Source organism: Ralstonia sp. SA306, from assembly GCF_054792405.1.
The window spans coordinates 1,642,589-1,657,718 of record NZ_CP096451.1; the positions used below are offsets into that span (position 1 = coordinate 1,642,589).

Here is a 15,130-nt window from a genome sequence, read left to right on the forward strand (position 1 = left end):
GATTATCGCACCGCAACGGCACGCGCATTTTCAAATGGCACCCGCGATACCGTTGCGAAATTTTGAACGATCAAGCTTCCAGCGCCCGCACGCGGTCGATGGCCTGCTCAATGCGTTCGACGGCGATCACCTCCAGCCCGTCGATTGCCTGCTTCGGGGCGTTGGATTTCGGAATCACGGCAATCGAAAAACCCAGCTTGGCGGCTTCCTTCAGGCGCTCCTGGCCGCGCGGTGTCGGGCGGATTTCTCCTGCAAGGCCGATCTCGCCAAACACCACCAGCCCACGCGGCAGCGCCTTGTTGCGCATCGACGAATGGATCGCCAGCAGCACCGCCAGATCCGCCGCCGGCTCGGTAATCTTCACCCCGCCCACTGCGTTCAGGAACACGTCTTGGTCAAAGCACGCAATGCCGGCGTGGCGGTGCAGCACCGCCAGCAACATCGCCAGCCGGTTCTGCTCCAGGCCCACCGCCAGACGGCGCGGATTCGGCACGTTGGCCGTATCCACCAGCGCCTGGATTTCCACCAGCAGCGGCCGCGTGCCTTCCTGCGTCACCAGCACGCACGAACCCGGCACCACCTGCTCGTGCTGCGATAGAAACAGCGCCGACGGATTGGCCACGCCACGCAGGCCGCGCTCCGTCATCGCAAACACGCCCAGTTCGTTGACGGCGCCAAAGCGGTTCTTGAACGCGCGCACCAGGCGGTAGGCGGAATGCGTATCGCCCTCGAAATACAGCACCGTATCGACGATGTGTTCGAGCACACGCGGGCCCGCCAGCGCGCCTTCCTTGGTCACATGGCCGACCAGAATGGTCGTCACATCCAGCCGCTTGGCAATGCGCGTCAGTTGCGCCGCGCATTCGCGCACCTGGGCCACCGAGCCCGGCGCCGAAGTCAGCGCCTCCGAATACAGCGTCTGAATCGAATCGATGACGACCACCTCGGGCTTTTCCACCTCGATGGTCGCCTGGATGCGCTCAAGCTGGATCTCGGCCAGCAACGCCAGGTTCGGGCTCTCGATGCCCAGGCGGCGCGCGCGCAGCGCGATCTGTGATCCGGATTCTTCGCCGCTCACATACAGCACTCGCCGATCGGCCGAGAGGTTGGACAGCGCCTGCAGCAACAGCGTCGATTTGCCGATGCCCGGATCACCGCCGATCAGCACCACACCGCCGCTGACCAGGCCACCGCCCAGTACGCGGTCAAATTCGTCGATGCCGCTGGAGAAGCGCGGCACGTCCACCGCGTCGATGTCCGACAGCTTGCGCACCGTCGCGCTCGATGCCAGCGACTGGAAGCGCGCGCCGGCGCCAGACGTCGGCTGCGCAACTGTTTCCACCAGCGTGTTCCACTGCTGGCAATTCGGGCACTGCCCCGCCCATTTCGGCGCCGTGCCCCCGCACTCGGTGCACGTATAGACCGTCTTGCTCTTGGCCAAACAACCCCCTGCTTACGGCACCGCGCATGGGCGGCCGCCGCTTGATCTTTGTATTGACGATGCCGCGCTCAAGCGGCCTTGCCCAGGTCGCTGGCGTCTGCCGTGCTGACCGGTTCGACCGATACCGGCACACGCGGCGCCAGTGCGCACATCAGCTCATAACCGACCGTGCCGGAGGCCTGCGCAACATCGTCGATCGGCAAGCCTTCGCCCCACAGCGTGACGGACGTGCCGACACGCGCCTCGGGCACGCCGGCCAGGTCAACGGTAATCATGTCCATCGACACGCGGCCCACGATGTGCGTGCGCACACCATTGACCAGCACCGGCGTATGGTTGCCGTCCCAGCCCGGCGCATGGCGCGGGTAGCCGTCGGCATAACCGCACGCGACGATGCCGATGCGCATTGGGTGCTCCACGGTAAAGCGCGAGCCGTAACCAATCGTCGCGCCCGGCTGCAAATCCTGAATGGCGATCAGCTCGCTCTTGAGCGACATGGCTGGCATCAGGCCGGTGCCGTCAATGTCCGCCGCCACGCCCGTCGGCGACGCGCCGTACATGATCACGCCCGGGCGCACCCAGTCGCGATGCGCTTTCGGATGCCACAGCGTGGCCGCGGAGTTGGAAAGCGACGCCTCGCCCGGCAAACCTTGCGTGGCGTGCTCAAACGCGGTGAGCTGATGCTCAATGCCGCGCGGGCCATCGGCATCGGAAAAATGCGTCATGTGGACAATCGTGCCGACGCCCGAAATGGCTCGGGCGCGTTCCCATGCGGCGCGGTAAGCGGCAGGCGCGAAGCCGAGGCGGCTCATCCCCGTATTGATCTTGAGCTGCACGCTGATGGGGCCTTTCAGGCGCGCCAATTCCAGCATGCGCAGTTGCTCTTCGCAGTGAACGGTGGTGGTCAGGCGGTACTGCTCGACGACGGCCAGATCTTCCGGCTTGAAAAAACCTTCGAGCAAGAGAACCGGCCCCTGCCAGCCGAGTTGGCGCAGGCGGACGGCCTCGTCCAGGTCGAGCAGACCGAAACCATCGGTGTGGCGCAGGCCTTCATACACGCGTTCGATGCCGTGACCGTATGCATTGGCTTTGACGACAGCCCACACGCGCGAATTGGGCGCATGGCGGCGGGCAACCTGGAGATTATTGGCAAGTGCTGGGCCGTGGATGACGGCCTGGATGGGTCTTGGCATGACGGCAAACCTGCAAAAACGTGAATGCGATAGCGCGCTCGTGGCGCGGCGTCGGTGCTGCAATGCAACAGGCAAATTGGCTGTGAGCGGGCCGTGCGCCCGGCCTCACGCGGTGAGCGTTCTATTTGACCACAGGACGCCAACTGGTTCGCGCCTGTCATGAGCCTGCCAAAAAAGAAAGTGCGCCGCCGTCACCGGAAGCGCACAAGTTTCATGATATAAAGCCGTTCAATTTAGGCATGGGAAAACCGTCGTGATGCGCTGCCAGCATGGAGAAAGTTGGGCACCAGCCACTTCTTTTTGCGCGATGGCGTCACATACGGTTTGGCCATGCAAACAGGCGAGACCAAAACAAGCTGCGGGCGGAACGCATGGCCCGAACGCCTGTCAGTGAAGATTCCCGCGGTTGCCCGGCGATGCATCTGTTGCAGCACCGGACGGGCCTCGCCCAAGGGAACCACAATCCGGGGAGCCCGCGCGGGCGCTGGCATCAAGGCCGCCACCGCGCACCTGTGCGCTGCGCGGGCAGTCAGCCGACGCATCGCCTGGCCGGCACCTCCGGGGGGGCGCTTCCGAGTGCCGGCACGCTGCCGGCAAGACGTGAAGACGAACATGGCACCGCGGTCTACGGGGACGAATTCGAAGGTATGAAGAAGGGCTTTTACACCATCATGGCGGCGCAGTTTTTTTCGTCGCTCGCCGACAATGCGCTGCTTATTGCCGCCATCGCCCTTCTGACAGAGATGCATGCGCCGCAGTGGATGACCCCGCTGCTCAAATTGTTCTTCGTGCTCTCTTACGTTCTACTTGCAGCCTTCGTGGGCGCGTTTGCCGATTCTCGGCCCAAGGGCAAGGTGATGCTTATCACCAATGCCATCAAGCTGATTGGTTGTGGCGTGATGCTTACCGGCCTGCACCCGTTGCTCGCCTACGGTGTGGTCGGCTTCGGTGCGGCGGCGTATTCGCCGGCCAAGTACGGCATCCTTACCGAACTCCTTCCCCCTGAAAAACTCGTCGCTGCCAACGGGTGGATCGAAGGCCTGACCGTGGGCTCGATCATCCTGGGCACCGTGCTGGGTGGGGCGTTGATCTCCAACCATGTCTCGGCATGGCTGCTGTCGTTCGACATTCCTGGGCTTGAGCGCATCGACACCCCGGCCGAAGCGGCCATGCTGGTGATCATGGTGATCTACCTGATCGCGGCGCTGTTCAACACGCGCATTCCCGATACCGGCGCGCGCTATCCGCAGCAGGAAAAGAATCCGGTACGTCTCATTTCGGAGTTTGCCGACTGCTTCAACGCTCTGTGGCACGACAAGCTGGGCCAGATCTCACTGGCGGTGACGACACTGTTCTGGGGTGCCGGCGCCACGCTGCAATTCATCGTGCTGAAGTGGGCTGAGCAATCGCTGGAACTGAACCTCTCGCAGGGAGCCATTCTGCAGGCCGTCGTGGCCGTGGGGGTGGCTGCCGGCGCCATGGCTGCAGCCGTCAAAATCCCGCTGCGCCGCTCGCTCGACGTGCTTCCGGTGGGCGTGGCAATGGGCGCGGTGGTCATGCTGATGGCGTTCTACACCAAGCACACGATCCCGGAAATCACGTTCCACATCGGCGGGATGAAGCTGCCGCTGTACATGATGATCGCCTACCTGTTCCTGATGCTCGTGGGCGCCATGTCGGGCTTTTTCGTGGTGCCGATGAACGCGCTGCTGCAGCATCGCGGGCACGTGTTGCTCTCAGCCGGGCACTCGATTGCGGTGCAGAACTTCAACGAGAATGTGTCTGTGCTGCTGATGCTGTGCCTGTACGCGCTGCTCATCAAGCTGAACGTTTCGGTGGGCGTGGTGATCGTGTCGTTCGGCATCTTCGTCTGTGTGACGATGGCGCTGGTGATGCGCCGGCATCGCCTCAACGAAAAGCTGTTCCACACCGCCGCGCTCATCGGCGAAGACAAGCACCACTGACGCAGTGCCCGCCCCGCCGGCCGGGGCTTACTGGCCGCCGCGCTCCGCGTAGATCTTGCGCGCCAGACACAGGTCTTCCCATGCACGCGCCTTGTCTGTCAGCGTACGCAGCAGGTAGGCCGGGTGATAGGTCACCACCACGGGTACGCCTTCCACTTCATGCACTTTGCCGCGCAACTTGCCGACAGGCGTCTGTGTCTGCAGCAGGTTTTGTGCGGCAATGCGGCCCAGCACGACGATGATGCGCGGCTTGACCAGGGCAATCTGACGCTTGAGATACGGATCGCACATCGCCGCTTCATCCGGCTCCGGATCGCGATTGCCAGGCGGGCGGCACTTGAGCACGTTGGCGATGAATACGCCCTTCTCGCGCGACAGGCCGATCGATCGCAGCATGCTGTCGAGCAGCTTGCCGGCCTGGCCGACGAACGGCTCGCCCTGCTTGTCTTCCTGCTCGCCCGGTGCCTCACCGATCAGCATCCATTCGGCCTGACGGTCGCCAACGCCGAAAACGGTGTTCGTGCGGCGCTCGCACAGCTTGCACGACGTGCAGTTCGAAACGGCGGCTTCGAGCTGCGCCCAATCGAACGCGGCAATGCGCTGGGCGCGCGAGGCGGCCGAGTCCGACGGCGCCTCCATTACCGGTGGTTCGACTCGCGCAGCCGCGGGCTCCGCAGCCACAAACGAGGCGGCCTCAACCTCCACGGCGACCGGCTCGTTGACGGCGACCTCGGCCGCCTCGACGGCCTCCAACGCAGCCTGCTCAGCACCGCGCAATGTCCATTCGGTCGAAACGCCCAGCGCTTCCAGCATTCGGGATCGACGATTCATGCAGCCTCCACCCCGCTTGCCTCACACACCATGCGCATGACGAGCGCATCTTCGCGCGTGTTGTTTTCGGCCGGGTAATAGCGCTTGCGCCGGCCGATCTCCGCAAACCCGACACGGTGATACAGCGCAATCGCGCCGGTATTGGATGGGCGCACTTCCAGCAGCAGGCTGCCGAAGCCATGCACCAACGTGAGTGCCGTGGCCAGGCGCAGCAGCCAACGGCCCAGCCCTTGCCGCTGCCACGCCGGTGCAACGGCCACATTGAGCAGGTGCATCTCATCGACCACCGGCATGAGGATCAGGTAGCCCGCGACCTCGTTGCCGCCGTCACGCAGAACAATGCCGATGTGGCCGGACTTGAGCGAATCCTCAAAGTTACCGCGGGACCAGGGAAACGTGAACGCCGCCTGCTCGATCGCTGCGACGCCCGCCAGATCGAGGGCGGTCATGCGCTCCGCTCGCCAGCCCGCAGGCAACGGCGCTTGCGCGATGACGCCGGCCAGCGCGTTCTCGATCAGGCTCATGGCTGTGCACCTGCGGCGGCAGCCTTGGCCTTCTGCACAGCCTGCCGCTCTTCAATGGTGAGCGCGACCTTGTCACGCACATAGAGCGGCGCCGCGTCTTCGGGGCGCACCGTATGGCCGGCAGCCAGGAGGCGCAGACCCACGGCGATGATCTCGCGAGCGTGCGGCGCGACTTCCGGCAACACAGCAGCGGCACCTGCCGCAATGCTCAACTGATCGCCGAACACCGCTGCGGCATTGCCCGCCAGCCAGTACGGCTGCGTTGGCGCGGCAACGCTCTGCGGCCCACTCACCTGAATAGCGGAAAGCGCGTGCCAGCCGGAGGCATCCTGCGCCGCATCAGCGGGCACGAAGCTGGCCCAGTAGCACTCGTCCATGCGCGCATCGAGGGCGATGGTCACGGCTGTGCCGGCCGGCAATGTTGCGCGCGTCTGTTCCGCGCAGGCGACGAGGGAATTGACTGGCACGACGGGCAAGTCCGCACCGAACGCCAAACCCTGCGCCACGCCGCACGCCGTGCGCAGTCCTGTGAACGAGCCAGGGCCGGCGCCAAAGGCAATCGCCGCGCAATCGGCCAGGGCGATACCCGCCTCGGCCAACAATTCGGAAGCCGCCGGCAGCACGCGGCTACTGGAGCGCGGGCCGGTGTGTTCATGACGGAACAGCGTGCGCGTGCCGTCACCAAGGGCGACGGAGCAGAACTCGGTGGAGGTGTCGAAAGCAAGAATCCAGGGCATGGCGGCATTGTACCGGCTGGTGTGGTGCCCGAAGGCGCAAACCCGTGGCCGCCCATGGGGAAAACGCGCTAAAAATCGACCGGAAAACCGAAGCCATCCTCGAATTCAAACGGCCCGGCCATACAACCCCGGCGCTATCATCGCCAGACCATTGTTTTCAGCCGGGAATCATCATGAGCGACCTGCAAGCCCGTTTCGACCAAGCCCAAATCGATGTCAAGGGCCTCTCCGAACGCCCCGCCAACATGACGCTGCTGCGCCTCTACGCGCTGTACAAGCAAGGCGCCGAAGGTGACGCGCATGGCGACAAGCCTGGCTTTACCGACATCGTCGGCCGCTACAAATTTGAAGCGTGGGAAGGCCTGAAGGGCACGTCGCAAGACGAAGCCAAGCAAAAGTACATCGACCTCGTCGAAGAGCTGAAAAGCGGCGCAACGACCTGATCGTCGAATCGCCACATGAAGAACCGGGCCTTGCGCCCGGTTTTTTATTGCGCTGCAGGAATGGCGGACGGCAGCTCTCGGCGGCGCATGCGCCACGCTGCCAGCACGGCCAGTGCACACAGCGTGCCGAGAAAGATGAACGTCTCGTCGAAGGCCAGGATGCGCGCCTCGGGGTCGACCGCGGCGCCATGCACGGTTTCGATACCGCGTGTGGCGAGCCGCCATTGCAGAAAAATGCCTGTGGCCGACACACCGATCGCCCCACCCAGTTGACGCAGGAAATTGACGGCGCTGGAGCCCTGCGGGATCAAGGTGAAATCGACGCCGCGCATGGCGCCCAGACTCAGCGACGGCAGCACAAAACCGAGCCCGATCCGCCCGACGATGGCAATGGCAATCAACAGCAGGTAGCTGGTGGCACGCGTGTTCGTTGCCATCAGGAAGAATGAAAGCGCCAGCGCTGCCAGACCGAACGAGACCAGCCGGAACGGCTCGATGCGATTGGTCAGCCGCCCCGCCAGCATGATCGTCACGGCCAGCACCAGCCCTGCGGGCAAGAGCACGAGCCCCGCGCGCGACGGCGCATAGGCCAGCGCCACCTGCATATACACGGGCACCAGATACGTCGAACCGTACAGCCCTGCCCCGTAAATGAAGGCCACCACCGCCCCCATCGCAAACTGTCGGTAGCTGAAGAGGCGCAGGTTCAGCAAGGGCGACTCCACCCGCTGCTGCCAGAATACGAAGCCCGCGACACACACGGCTGATACGAGCATCAGCACGATGCCGTGCGTCGCGTCGCTGTGCAGCGCGACCAGCCCGTTGAGCAGCGTGACCGTCGCGCCGCCGATGAGCAGCAGGCCGCGCCAATCAAGCGGTTTGGGCTCGCCCGCCATCGACGAGTTGACGGCCATGAAGCGCCGCGCCATCGCCCACCCAATCAGCGTGAACGGCATCACCACGAAGAAGATCGAGCGCCAGCCGAACAGCTCCACCAGGAAGCCACCAACGCTCGGGCCCACGGCCGGCGCCAGCACGACGCCAAAACCGAACAGGCCGAAAGCCTTGCCCTGCTCCCGTTCGGGAAACACGCGCAGGATCAGGATGTTGGGCAGCGGCTGCATGATGCCGGCTGCAATGCCCTCCACGACCCGCATGGCGATCATCACTTCGTAATTGGGCGACAGGCCGCCAGCCAGCCCGCCCACGCCCAGCAGCAGCAACGCGCCGATGAACGTGCGCCGCAGCCCGAAACGCAGCAGCAGCCAGGGCGTCAGCAGCATCGATAAGGTCATCGCCACCATGAAGCTGGCCGACACCCACTGCGCGCGTTCCTGCCCGAGCACGAAGTGTCGGCTCAGATCGGGAATCGCCACGTTGACGATGGTGGCAGAGATGACGGACGACACCGCCCCGACCATCAGCGTGAACAGCACAAGCCACTTGAAGCGCTCGCCGTAACGCGCGCGCAGGGCCTCCAGGGTGGGCGTGAATGTCGTCATGGTCTCGTTGTAGTGATGTGTGAGACGACCAAAGGCAAGCAAAGCAACCCGGCCGGCGCCTCCTCCAGCGCCGGCCGGGCGGGACACGTCAGCCGAGGCGGCCGGTGGCAGCGATCTCGCGGATGCGGCGCACGGTGTCGATGTCGGATTCGCGATAGGCGGATTTGACGATCTCGGCGTAGCGCGTGTCGCCGGTTTCGTCGGCGTTGGGCAACGTGGTGTCGTAGACGAAGCGGATGAACGCGGCGTTGACCTCGTTGCTCTCGATCGTCATGGTCAGCGACCCGCCGGCGTGTTCGCCGGTGGCTGCGGTGGTGTAGGTCACGCGCTTGTGCGGCTCGAGCGTCACGCGATCCTGGATGCGCGCCTTGCCGAAGACCAGTTCGCGCTCGACCCAGCCGTCACCCTCAGCGGTGATGATGCATTCGTCCAGGCTTTCGACAAATTCGGTTTGCTCCCGCACGCGCAGCACCAGGCCTTGCCAGATCTGGTTCAGGGTCAGCGTGTCGATGAGGGGGTTCAGTGGATCGTTGACTTCCACCAGGTGTTCAAAGCGCAAAGCGGCCTCCGCAAGTTTTCGTGACATTATCGCGCGGCTTCGCCAGCCTTGCGCCAAATGAAAAAACGCCGGCGGGTTGCCCCAGCCGGCGTTTTCCTCTGCGCGCCTTCAGCGTCGCTTAAACCTGTTCACGATCCGTAGCGAGCGGTCCGAGGTTGGCTCGAGAAGCGCAGCCGTACACGGGTACGGCGAGCATCACAGGGCCAAGATCGGGGCGCGCAGTAGGATCGTGGGCAGGTTTTAGATTTCTTCGTACAGCGGCAGCGTCAGGAATTCCGCAAAGTCTTCCGACGTCGACATCTGTTCGAAGATTTCTGCAGCGCGATCAAAGTGGCCCACCGCGCCCGTCTCCTTCACCTTGGCCAATTCCTCCGGGATCAGCTTGCGCACCAGCTCAGCCGTGACCTTGGTGCCGTCTTCCAGCTTGCCCTTGGGCGAGCGGATCCACTGCCACACCTGCGAGCGCGAGATCTCGGCCGTGGCGGCATCTTCCATCAGGTTGTGGATCGGCACGCAACCGTTGCCGGCCAGCCAAGCACCCAGGTAGTGGATGCCGACGTTGATGTTCATGCGCAGGCCGGCTTCGGTGATCGGCGTTTCCGGCTGGAAGTCCAGCAGGTCAGCCGCCTTCACTTCCACGTCCGGGCGTTGCTTCTCGAACTGGTTGAGCTTGTCGCCCAGCACTGCCACGAATTCCTTCATGGCCGGCTCGACCAGGCCCGGGTGAGCCACCCAGCCGCCGTCGTAGCCGTCGGTCGCGTCGCGCTTCTTGTCGCCGATGATGCCAGCCATGGCGATGGCGTTCTTCTCCGGATCGTTCTTGATCGGGATGAGCGCGCTCATGCCGCCGATGGCGGGCGCACCACGCTTGTGGCAGGTCTTGAGCAGCAGCAGCGCGTAGGCGCGCATGAACGGCGAGGTCATCGTCACCTTGGCGCGGTCAGCCAGGCAGAAGTTCTTGTCGACCTTGAACTTCTTGATGCACGAGAAGATGTAGTCCCAGCGGCCGGCGTTCAGGCCTGCGCTGTGCTCACGCAGTTCGTACAGGATTTCTTCCATCTCGAACGCGGCGAGGATGGTTTCGATCAGCACGGTGGCCTTGATCGTGCCTTGCGGCAGGCCGATCTCGTTCTGCGCCATCACGAAGATGTCGTTCCACAGGCGCGCTTCCAGGTGGCTTTCCATCTTCGGCAGGTAGAAGAACGGGCCGGCGCCACGAGCGATTTGCTCCTTGGCGTTATGGAACAGGAATAGCGCAAAGTCGAAGATGCCGCCGGAAACGCGTTCACCGTCGATCAGCACGTGCTTCTCGTCCAGGTGCCAGCCGCGCGGGCGCACTTGCAGCGTGGCGATCTTGTCGTTGAGCTTGTAGGTTTTGCCGTTCTGCTCCAGCGTGAGCGTGCGGCGGATGGCGGCCTTCAGGTTGACCTGACCCTGGATCTGGTTGTGCCAGCTCGGCGAGTTCGAATCTTCGAAATCGGTCATATAGCTGTCCGCGCCCGAGTTGAACGCGTTGATGACCATCTTGGCATCGACCGGGCCGGTGATTTCCACACGGCGGCAATGCAGTGCCGGCGGAATCGGAGCAACCTTCCAGTCGCCTTCACGCACGGCCTTCGTTTCAGCCAGGAAATCCGGGCGCTCGCCAGCGTCAAGGCGCTTGGCGCGCTCGACACGGGCCGCCAGCAGCTCTTTGCGACGCGGCTGGAAGGCACGGTGCAGCTTGGCAACCAGCGCCAGTGCTTCGGGGGTCAGAATGTCTTCGTAGGCCGGCAGAATCTCAGCCTTGATCTCCATGCCTTGGGGCAGCGTGAGCGCCATGGTGTTCTCCAGAGAATTGATGTGAGGGTTGAACGCGTTTTGGTCTGACTTTGGCCCTATGGCTGGGCCGATTGAATGCAATGCCTTATGTCGCTTGTGTTGCCTGCACGAACTGCAGCAGATCGCGCATGTCGTGGCCGGCCGCGGTGGGCGCCACGTCGAGTGCCTCGGGCGGATGCCCCAGGCGGTTGATCCAGAACGTTGTGAAGCCGTACCAGGTCGCGCCGCAGGCATCCCAGCCATTGGACGACACAAACAGAATCTGTTCCGCAGGCACACCAAACGCTTGTGGTGCCAGCGCATAGGCTTGGGGTGCGGTCTTGTAGAGCTTGACCGCATCGACCGACAGCACGTGATCGAACAGCCCGGACATCCCGGCACTCTTCACGGCAATGTCGAGCATCTGCGGGTTGCCGTTGGAGAGGATGCCGAGCGGGAGCCCCATCTCGCGCAGGCGGCGCAGCGCGGGCACGTTCTCCGGAAACGCCGACAGGCACGCATATTCGCGCATCAGCGTGGCTTCGTCGTGGGCGGAAAGCTCTACGCCCAGGCGCGCCGCCGCATAGCGCAGCGCATCGACGGTGATATCCCAGAACGGCTTGTAGTGCTCGCCCGAGGGGCCGGCCAGCGAGCGGATGCGCGTGTAATCGATCTGCTTGTCGCGCCAGAGCACCGAGAGCGCTTCGCCCTTGCCGGCAAACAGTTGCTCGGCGCGCGCGGCCACGGAATACACGTCGAACAACGTGCCATAGGCATCGAAAACCACCGCGCGAATCGAACTCATCAGAAGCTCCACGGACCCGAAGGTCTCGCACTTGCGCGTTCCATTACGCAGAACGCCTTGCCGACCTTCGCAACGAGGGCCATTGTAGAAAAGCTGACGCACCGCACAAAGACGGCAATGGTCACTTGATCTTTGACTTTTACTGATGGAATGACGAGTGATAACCTTTATATTCGTCACAATCCCGCAGACCCCGGTTGCCACGGTATATATCAGGCATGGATCATTTCAAGCAGCTCGAAACCTTTGTCGCCGTCGCAACACGCGGCAGCCTATCCTCCGCCGCCGCCGCTGAGGGCGTGGCGCCTGCCATCATCGGGCGCCGCATCGACGCGCTGGAAGAACGCCTGGGCGTCAAGCTCCTGGTGCGCACCACGCGGCGCATCACCCTCACGTTCGAGGGTTCGGCGTTCCTGGAGGATTGCCAGCGCGTTCTCAATGACCTGCACAACGCAGAGGCCAGCGTTTCGGCCGGTGGCGTGAAGGCCAGCGGGCACCTGCGCGTGACCGCCCCCGCCGGTTTTGGCCGCCGCCACGTCGCGCCGATGGTGCCGGACTTTATCGAGGCCCACCCGGATGTCTCGATGACGCTGGACCTGGGCGACCGGGTTGTCGACCTCGTCAACGAAGGCTTCGATTGCGCGATCCGCCTGGGCGACCTGCCCGATTCGAGCCTCGTGTCGATCCGCCTGTGGGAAAACCGCCGCGTGGTGGTGGCTGCGCCCTCGTACCTGGAGCGCCGGGGCGTTCCAACCCAGGTGGAGCAGCTTTCGACGCACAACTGCCTGGCCTTCGGCGCCAGCGCCAACGTGCAGCGCGGCTGGGTCTTCCAGCAAGGCGGCAAGGCCGTCACCGTGAAGGTGTCCGGCACGATGGAATGCACGGATGGCGCCGTGCTGCGCGAGTGGTGCTTGCAAGGCTATGGCTTGGCGTGGCGCTCGTGGTGGGAGGTCGGACATGACATTGCCACGGGCAAGCTGGTGACAGTGCTCGATGCCTTCGAAGCACCACCGATCGGCATCCACGCGGTGTTTCCGCAGCGCAAGCACCTGCCGCTGCGGGTGCGTCTGTTTATCGATTTCCTCAAGAACACGTATGGCAACCCGGCCTACTGGCGCCGGGCGGACGCCGTTATCGGGATCGATTAGCAATCACCCCGGGTGGGTGAAACACCGCGCGCGGCCTACAATCAAAACAAGAACGTCTTCCGCATCCCGCCTCAGGAGGCCGCATGTTCAAGCACATCCTCATCCCGACCGATGGTTCCGAGCTGTCGCGCAAGGCGGTGGCAGGGGCGCTCGACTTTGCCAAGACGCTGGGCGCGCGCTTGACGGCCTACACCTGCCTTGAGGAATACCCCTACACGCCGTTCTCCGAGATCGTCGTCGAGACCCCGCAGGCGTTCAAGGAGCGCGTCGAAGCGCAGGCCCGCGTGGTGCTCAAGGACGTGGAAGACGCCGCCGTCAGCGCCGGCATCAGCTGTGACACCGACATGAGCTGCTTTGCCGTGCCCTACATGGGCATCATCGACGCGGCCGAGCGCCATGGCTGCGACGTCATCTTCATGGCATCCCACGGCCGGCGCGGGTTGGCCGGGCTGCTACTCGGCAGCGAAACGCAGAAGGTGCTCACGCATACGGAGATTCCGGTGATCGTCTATCGCTGAAATCCCCTTCTGCCCGCACGATATCCAGCCGCCTTTTCAGGCGGCTTTTTTTCTCCTTGACTCTTGTCTTGCTGGCGCATACAACTTTGTACACAAAACAAAAACATCTTGTGTACATTTTTGCGCACAAAGACTGCACGGTCTTGAAACCGGCAAAAAATCAAAGGAGACAGCATGACCAGCACTACCGCTTCGGCGGCGCAGGCGGTTGATTCGCCACACGCGCATCCCAACGTCGTCCTCAAGCCGCACTACGACCCGCGGCTTACCAACGAAGATCTCGCCCCGTTGCGCAAGCAGACCTGGGGAACGTACAACATCTTCGCGTTCTGGATGTCCGACGTGCATAGCGTGGGCGGATACCTGACGGCAGCGAGCCTGTTCTCGCTGGGCCTGTCGAGCCTGCAGGTGCTGTTTGCGCTGCTGGTGGGCATCGTGATCGTGCAGGTGTTCTGCAACCTCGTCGCCAAACCCAGCCAGGCGACCGGCACGCCGTATCCGGTGATCTGCCGCGCGTCGTTCGGGGTGCTGGGCGCGAATATTCCAGCCATCATCCGCGGATTGATTGCGGTGGCGTGGTACGGCATCCAGACCTATCTGGCATCCAGCGCGTTCCTCGTGCTGGCATTGAAGTTCATGCCGCAACTCGCGCCGTATGCAGACGCCACGCAGCACGGCTTTGTCGGCCTGTCGACGCTCGGTTGGTCGGCCTTCATGCTGCTGTGGGTGCTGCAAGCGTTCGTGTTCTGGCACGGCATGGAATCGATCCGCAAGTTCATCGACTGGGCGGGCCCGGCGGTGTACGTGGTGATGATTGCGCTGGCCGCATGGCTCGTGCACAAGGCGGGCTGGAACAACATCAACCTGACGCTTTCCTTCCTCAAGTACGAAGGCTGGGATGCCGTGCCGGTGGTGCTGGGCGGGATCGCGCTGGTGGTCTCGTACTTCTCGGGCCCGATGCTGAACTTCGGTGACTTCTCCCGCTACGGCAAGGATTTCACCTCGGTCAAACGTGGCAACTTCTGGGGGCTGCCGGTCAACTTCCTCGGCTTCGCGCTGCTGACTGTCATCACCACGTCGGCCACGCTGCCGGTGTTTGGCGAGATGATTTCCGACCCGGTCGCCGTCGTTGCGCGCATCGACAACATCACAGCCGTCGTGCTGGGCGCGCTCACGTTCATGATCGCGACCATTGGCATCAACATCGTGGCCAACTTCGTGTCGCCGGCATTCGACTTTTCCAACGTGGCGCCGCAGCACATCAGCTGGCGCACGGGCGGCATGATTGCGGCGGTGGCGTCGATCTTCATCACACCCTGGAACCTCTACAACAACCCCGAGGTGATTCACTACACGATCGACGTGCTGGGCGCTTTCATCGGTCCGCTGTTCGGCATCCTGATCGCCGATTACTACTTCGTGCACCGCCAGCAGGTGCATGTGGACGATCTCTACACGCTGCGCCCCACCGGCCGCTACTGGTACCGCAACGGCTACAACCCGGCTGCGGTCTGGACGCTGATCCCCTCCGCGCTGATCCCGATGGCATGCGTGGTCTTCGAACGGCTGCACGCGCTGGCCAACTACAGCTGGTTCATCGGCGTGGGCATCGCGCTGGCGCTCTACACCGCGCTCAGCCGCAAGCAAGGCACCCTCACCCGCTAA

The 15,130-nt window shown here is 63.6% G+C and carries 14 protein-coding genes; 5 read left to right on the forward strand and 9 right to left on the reverse strand.

Translation table 11 applies throughout. From position 1 onward, the window contains the following. Positions 1 to 70: 70 nt before the first annotated feature. Positions 71 to 1,441, reverse strand: a complete 1,371-nt coding sequence (gene radA / locus M1D44_RS07890; RefSeq protein WP_024975828.1) for a DNA repair protein RadA — start codon at positions 1,439 to 1,441, stop codon at positions 71 to 73. 68 nt (positions 1,442 to 1,509) lie between these two features. Continuing rightward, the gene (gene alr, locus M1D44_RS07895; RefSeq protein ID WP_316853725.1) at positions 1,510 to 2,634 is read right to left on the reverse strand and encodes an alanine racemase; all 1,125 of its coding nucleotides are present in this window, start codon (positions 2,632 to 2,634) and stop codon (positions 1,510 to 1,512) included. 647 nt (positions 2,635 to 3,281) lie between these two features. On the opposite strand from alr, the gene lplT reads away from it, so the two are divergent. Beyond that, entirely contained in the window at positions 3,282 to 4,598 is a 1,317-nt protein-coding gene (gene lplT, locus M1D44_RS07900) for a lysophospholipid transporter LplT (RefSeq protein ID WP_024975830.1), read from the forward strand. 27 nt (positions 4,599 to 4,625) lie between these two features. On the opposite strand, the gene M1D44_RS07905 is transcribed toward lplT, so the two are convergent. Genes M1D44_RS07905 through tsaB form a run of 3 tightly spaced genes read right to left on the reverse strand, consistent with a single transcriptional unit; the run spans position 4,626 to position 6,690 of the window. Next, on the reverse strand, positions 4,626 to 5,429 hold the full coding sequence (locus tag M1D44_RS07905; RefSeq protein ID WP_316853726.1) for a uracil-DNA glycosylase: 804 nt from the start codon (positions 5,427 to 5,429) through the stop codon (positions 4,626 to 4,628). Continuing rightward, positions 5,426 to 5,953 (reverse strand): ribosomal protein S18-alanine N-acetyltransferase, encoded by a 528-nt coding sequence (gene rimI, locus M1D44_RS07910; protein WP_316853727.1) that lies wholly within the window; start codon positions 5,951 to 5,953, stop codon positions 5,426 to 5,428. Before rimI ends, M1D44_RS07905 begins: the two co-directional genes overlap by 4 nt. Further along, the gene (gene tsaB, locus M1D44_RS07915) at positions 5,950 to 6,690 is read right to left on the reverse strand and encodes a tRNA (adenosine(37)-N6)-threonylcarbamoyltransferase complex dimerization subunit type 1 TsaB (RefSeq protein WP_316853728.1); all 741 of its coding nucleotides are present in this window, start codon (positions 6,688 to 6,690) and stop codon (positions 5,950 to 5,952) included. The genes rimI and tsaB overlap by 4 nt, the downstream gene beginning before the upstream one ends. A gap of 173 nt (positions 6,691 to 6,863) precedes the next feature. Between tsaB and M1D44_RS07920 the strand changes: the two genes are divergently transcribed. After that, positions 6,864 to 7,133, forward strand: a complete 270-nt coding sequence (locus tag M1D44_RS07920) for an acyl-CoA-binding protein (RefSeq protein WP_004626591.1) — start codon at positions 6,864 to 6,866, stop codon at positions 7,131 to 7,133. Positions 7,134 to 7,177: 44 nt separating this feature from the next. Here the strand turns inward: M1D44_RS07920 and M1D44_RS07925 are convergent, their stop codons facing one another. From M1D44_RS07925 to M1D44_RS07940, 4 genes are all read right to left on the reverse strand, one after another. Continuing rightward, on the reverse strand, positions 7,178 to 8,635 hold the full coding sequence (locus tag M1D44_RS07925; protein WP_024975834.1) for a DHA2 family efflux MFS transporter permease subunit: 1,458 nt from the start codon (positions 8,633 to 8,635) through the stop codon (positions 7,178 to 7,180). An 88-nt stretch (positions 8,636 to 8,723) separates the two neighbouring features. After that, positions 8,724 to 9,194 (reverse strand): SRPBCC family protein, encoded by a 471-nt coding sequence (locus tag M1D44_RS07930; RefSeq protein WP_024975835.1) that lies wholly within the window; start codon positions 9,192 to 9,194, stop codon positions 8,724 to 8,726. A gap of 240 nt (positions 9,195 to 9,434) precedes the next feature. Further along, positions 9,435 to 11,015: a malate synthase A gene (gene aceB / locus M1D44_RS07935; protein WP_045204146.1), complete on the reverse strand. Its 1,581-nt coding sequence runs from the start codon at positions 11,013 to 11,015 to the stop codon at positions 9,435 to 9,437. 85 nt (positions 11,016 to 11,100) lie between these two features. Then, positions 11,101 to 11,799, reverse strand: coding sequence for a haloacid dehalogenase type II (locus M1D44_RS07940; RefSeq protein ID WP_012761859.1), 699 nt, complete (start codon positions 11,797 to 11,799; stop codon positions 11,101 to 11,103). A gap of 218 nt (positions 11,800 to 12,017) precedes the next feature. Between M1D44_RS07940 and M1D44_RS07945 the strand changes: the two genes are divergently transcribed. The 3 genes from M1D44_RS07945 to M1D44_RS07955 all read left to right on the forward strand — a co-directional run bounded on the left by M1D44_RS07945 (position 12,018) and on the right by M1D44_RS07955 (position 15,130). After that, on the forward strand, positions 12,018 to 12,947 hold the full coding sequence (locus M1D44_RS07945; protein ID WP_024975838.1) for a LysR family transcriptional regulator: 930 nt from the start codon (positions 12,018 to 12,020) through the stop codon (positions 12,945 to 12,947). Between the two features lie 83 nt (positions 12,948 to 13,030). Beyond that, positions 13,031 to 13,465: a universal stress protein gene (locus tag M1D44_RS07950; protein WP_024975839.1), complete on the forward strand. Its 435-nt coding sequence runs from the start codon at positions 13,031 to 13,033 to the stop codon at positions 13,463 to 13,465. A gap of 174 nt (positions 13,466 to 13,639) precedes the next feature. After that, a complete protein-coding gene (locus tag M1D44_RS07955) occupies positions 13,640 to 15,130 on the forward strand; it encodes an NCS1 family nucleobase:cation symporter-1 (protein ID WP_112185029.1) in 1,491 nt (496 codons plus the stop codon).

Bases quoted from the DNA above. Each gene is read 5' to 3' on its own strand.
- tsaB (WP_316853728.1), bottom strand. From the start codon at position 6,690: ATGCCCTGGATTCTTGCTTTCGACACCTCCACCGAGTTCTGCTCCGTC.
- M1D44_RS07920 (WP_004626591.1), top strand. From the start codon at position 6,864: ATGAGCGACCTGCAAGCCCGTTTCGACCAAGCCCAAATCGATGTCAAG.
- M1D44_RS07955 (WP_112185029.1), top strand. From the start codon at position 13,640: ATGACCAGCACTACCGCTTCGGCGGCGCAGGCGGTTGATTCGCCACAC.
- M1D44_RS07925 (WP_024975834.1), bottom strand. From the start codon at position 8,635: ATGACGACATTCACGCCCACCCTGGAGGCCCTGCGCGCGCGTTACGGC.
- M1D44_RS07945 (WP_024975838.1), top strand. From the start codon at position 12,018: ATGGATCATTTCAAGCAGCTCGAAACCTTTGTCGCCGTCGCAACACGC.
- rimI (WP_316853727.1), bottom strand. From the start codon at position 5,953: ATGAGCCTGATCGAGAACGCGCTGGCCGGCGTCATCGCGCAAGCGCCG.
- aceB (WP_045204146.1), bottom strand. From the start codon at position 11,015: ATGGCGCTCACGCTGCCCCAAGGCATGGAGATCAAGGCTGAGATTCTG.
- M1D44_RS07950 (WP_024975839.1), top strand. From the start codon at position 13,031: ATGTTCAAGCACATCCTCATCCCGACCGATGGTTCCGAGCTGTCGCGC.
- lplT (WP_024975830.1), top strand. From the start codon at position 3,282: ATGAAGAAGGGCTTTTACACCATCATGGCGGCGCAGTTTTTTTCGTCG.
- M1D44_RS07940 (WP_012761859.1), bottom strand. From the start codon at position 11,799: ATGAGTTCGATTCGCGCGGTGGTTTTCGATGCCTATGGCACGTTGTTC.
- alr (WP_316853725.1), bottom strand. From the start codon at position 2,634: ATGCCAAGACCCATCCAGGCCGTCATCCACGGCCCAGCACTTGCCAAT.
- M1D44_RS07905 (WP_316853726.1), bottom strand. From the start codon at position 5,429: ATGAATCGTCGATCCCGAATGCTGGAAGCGCTGGGCGTTTCGACCGAA.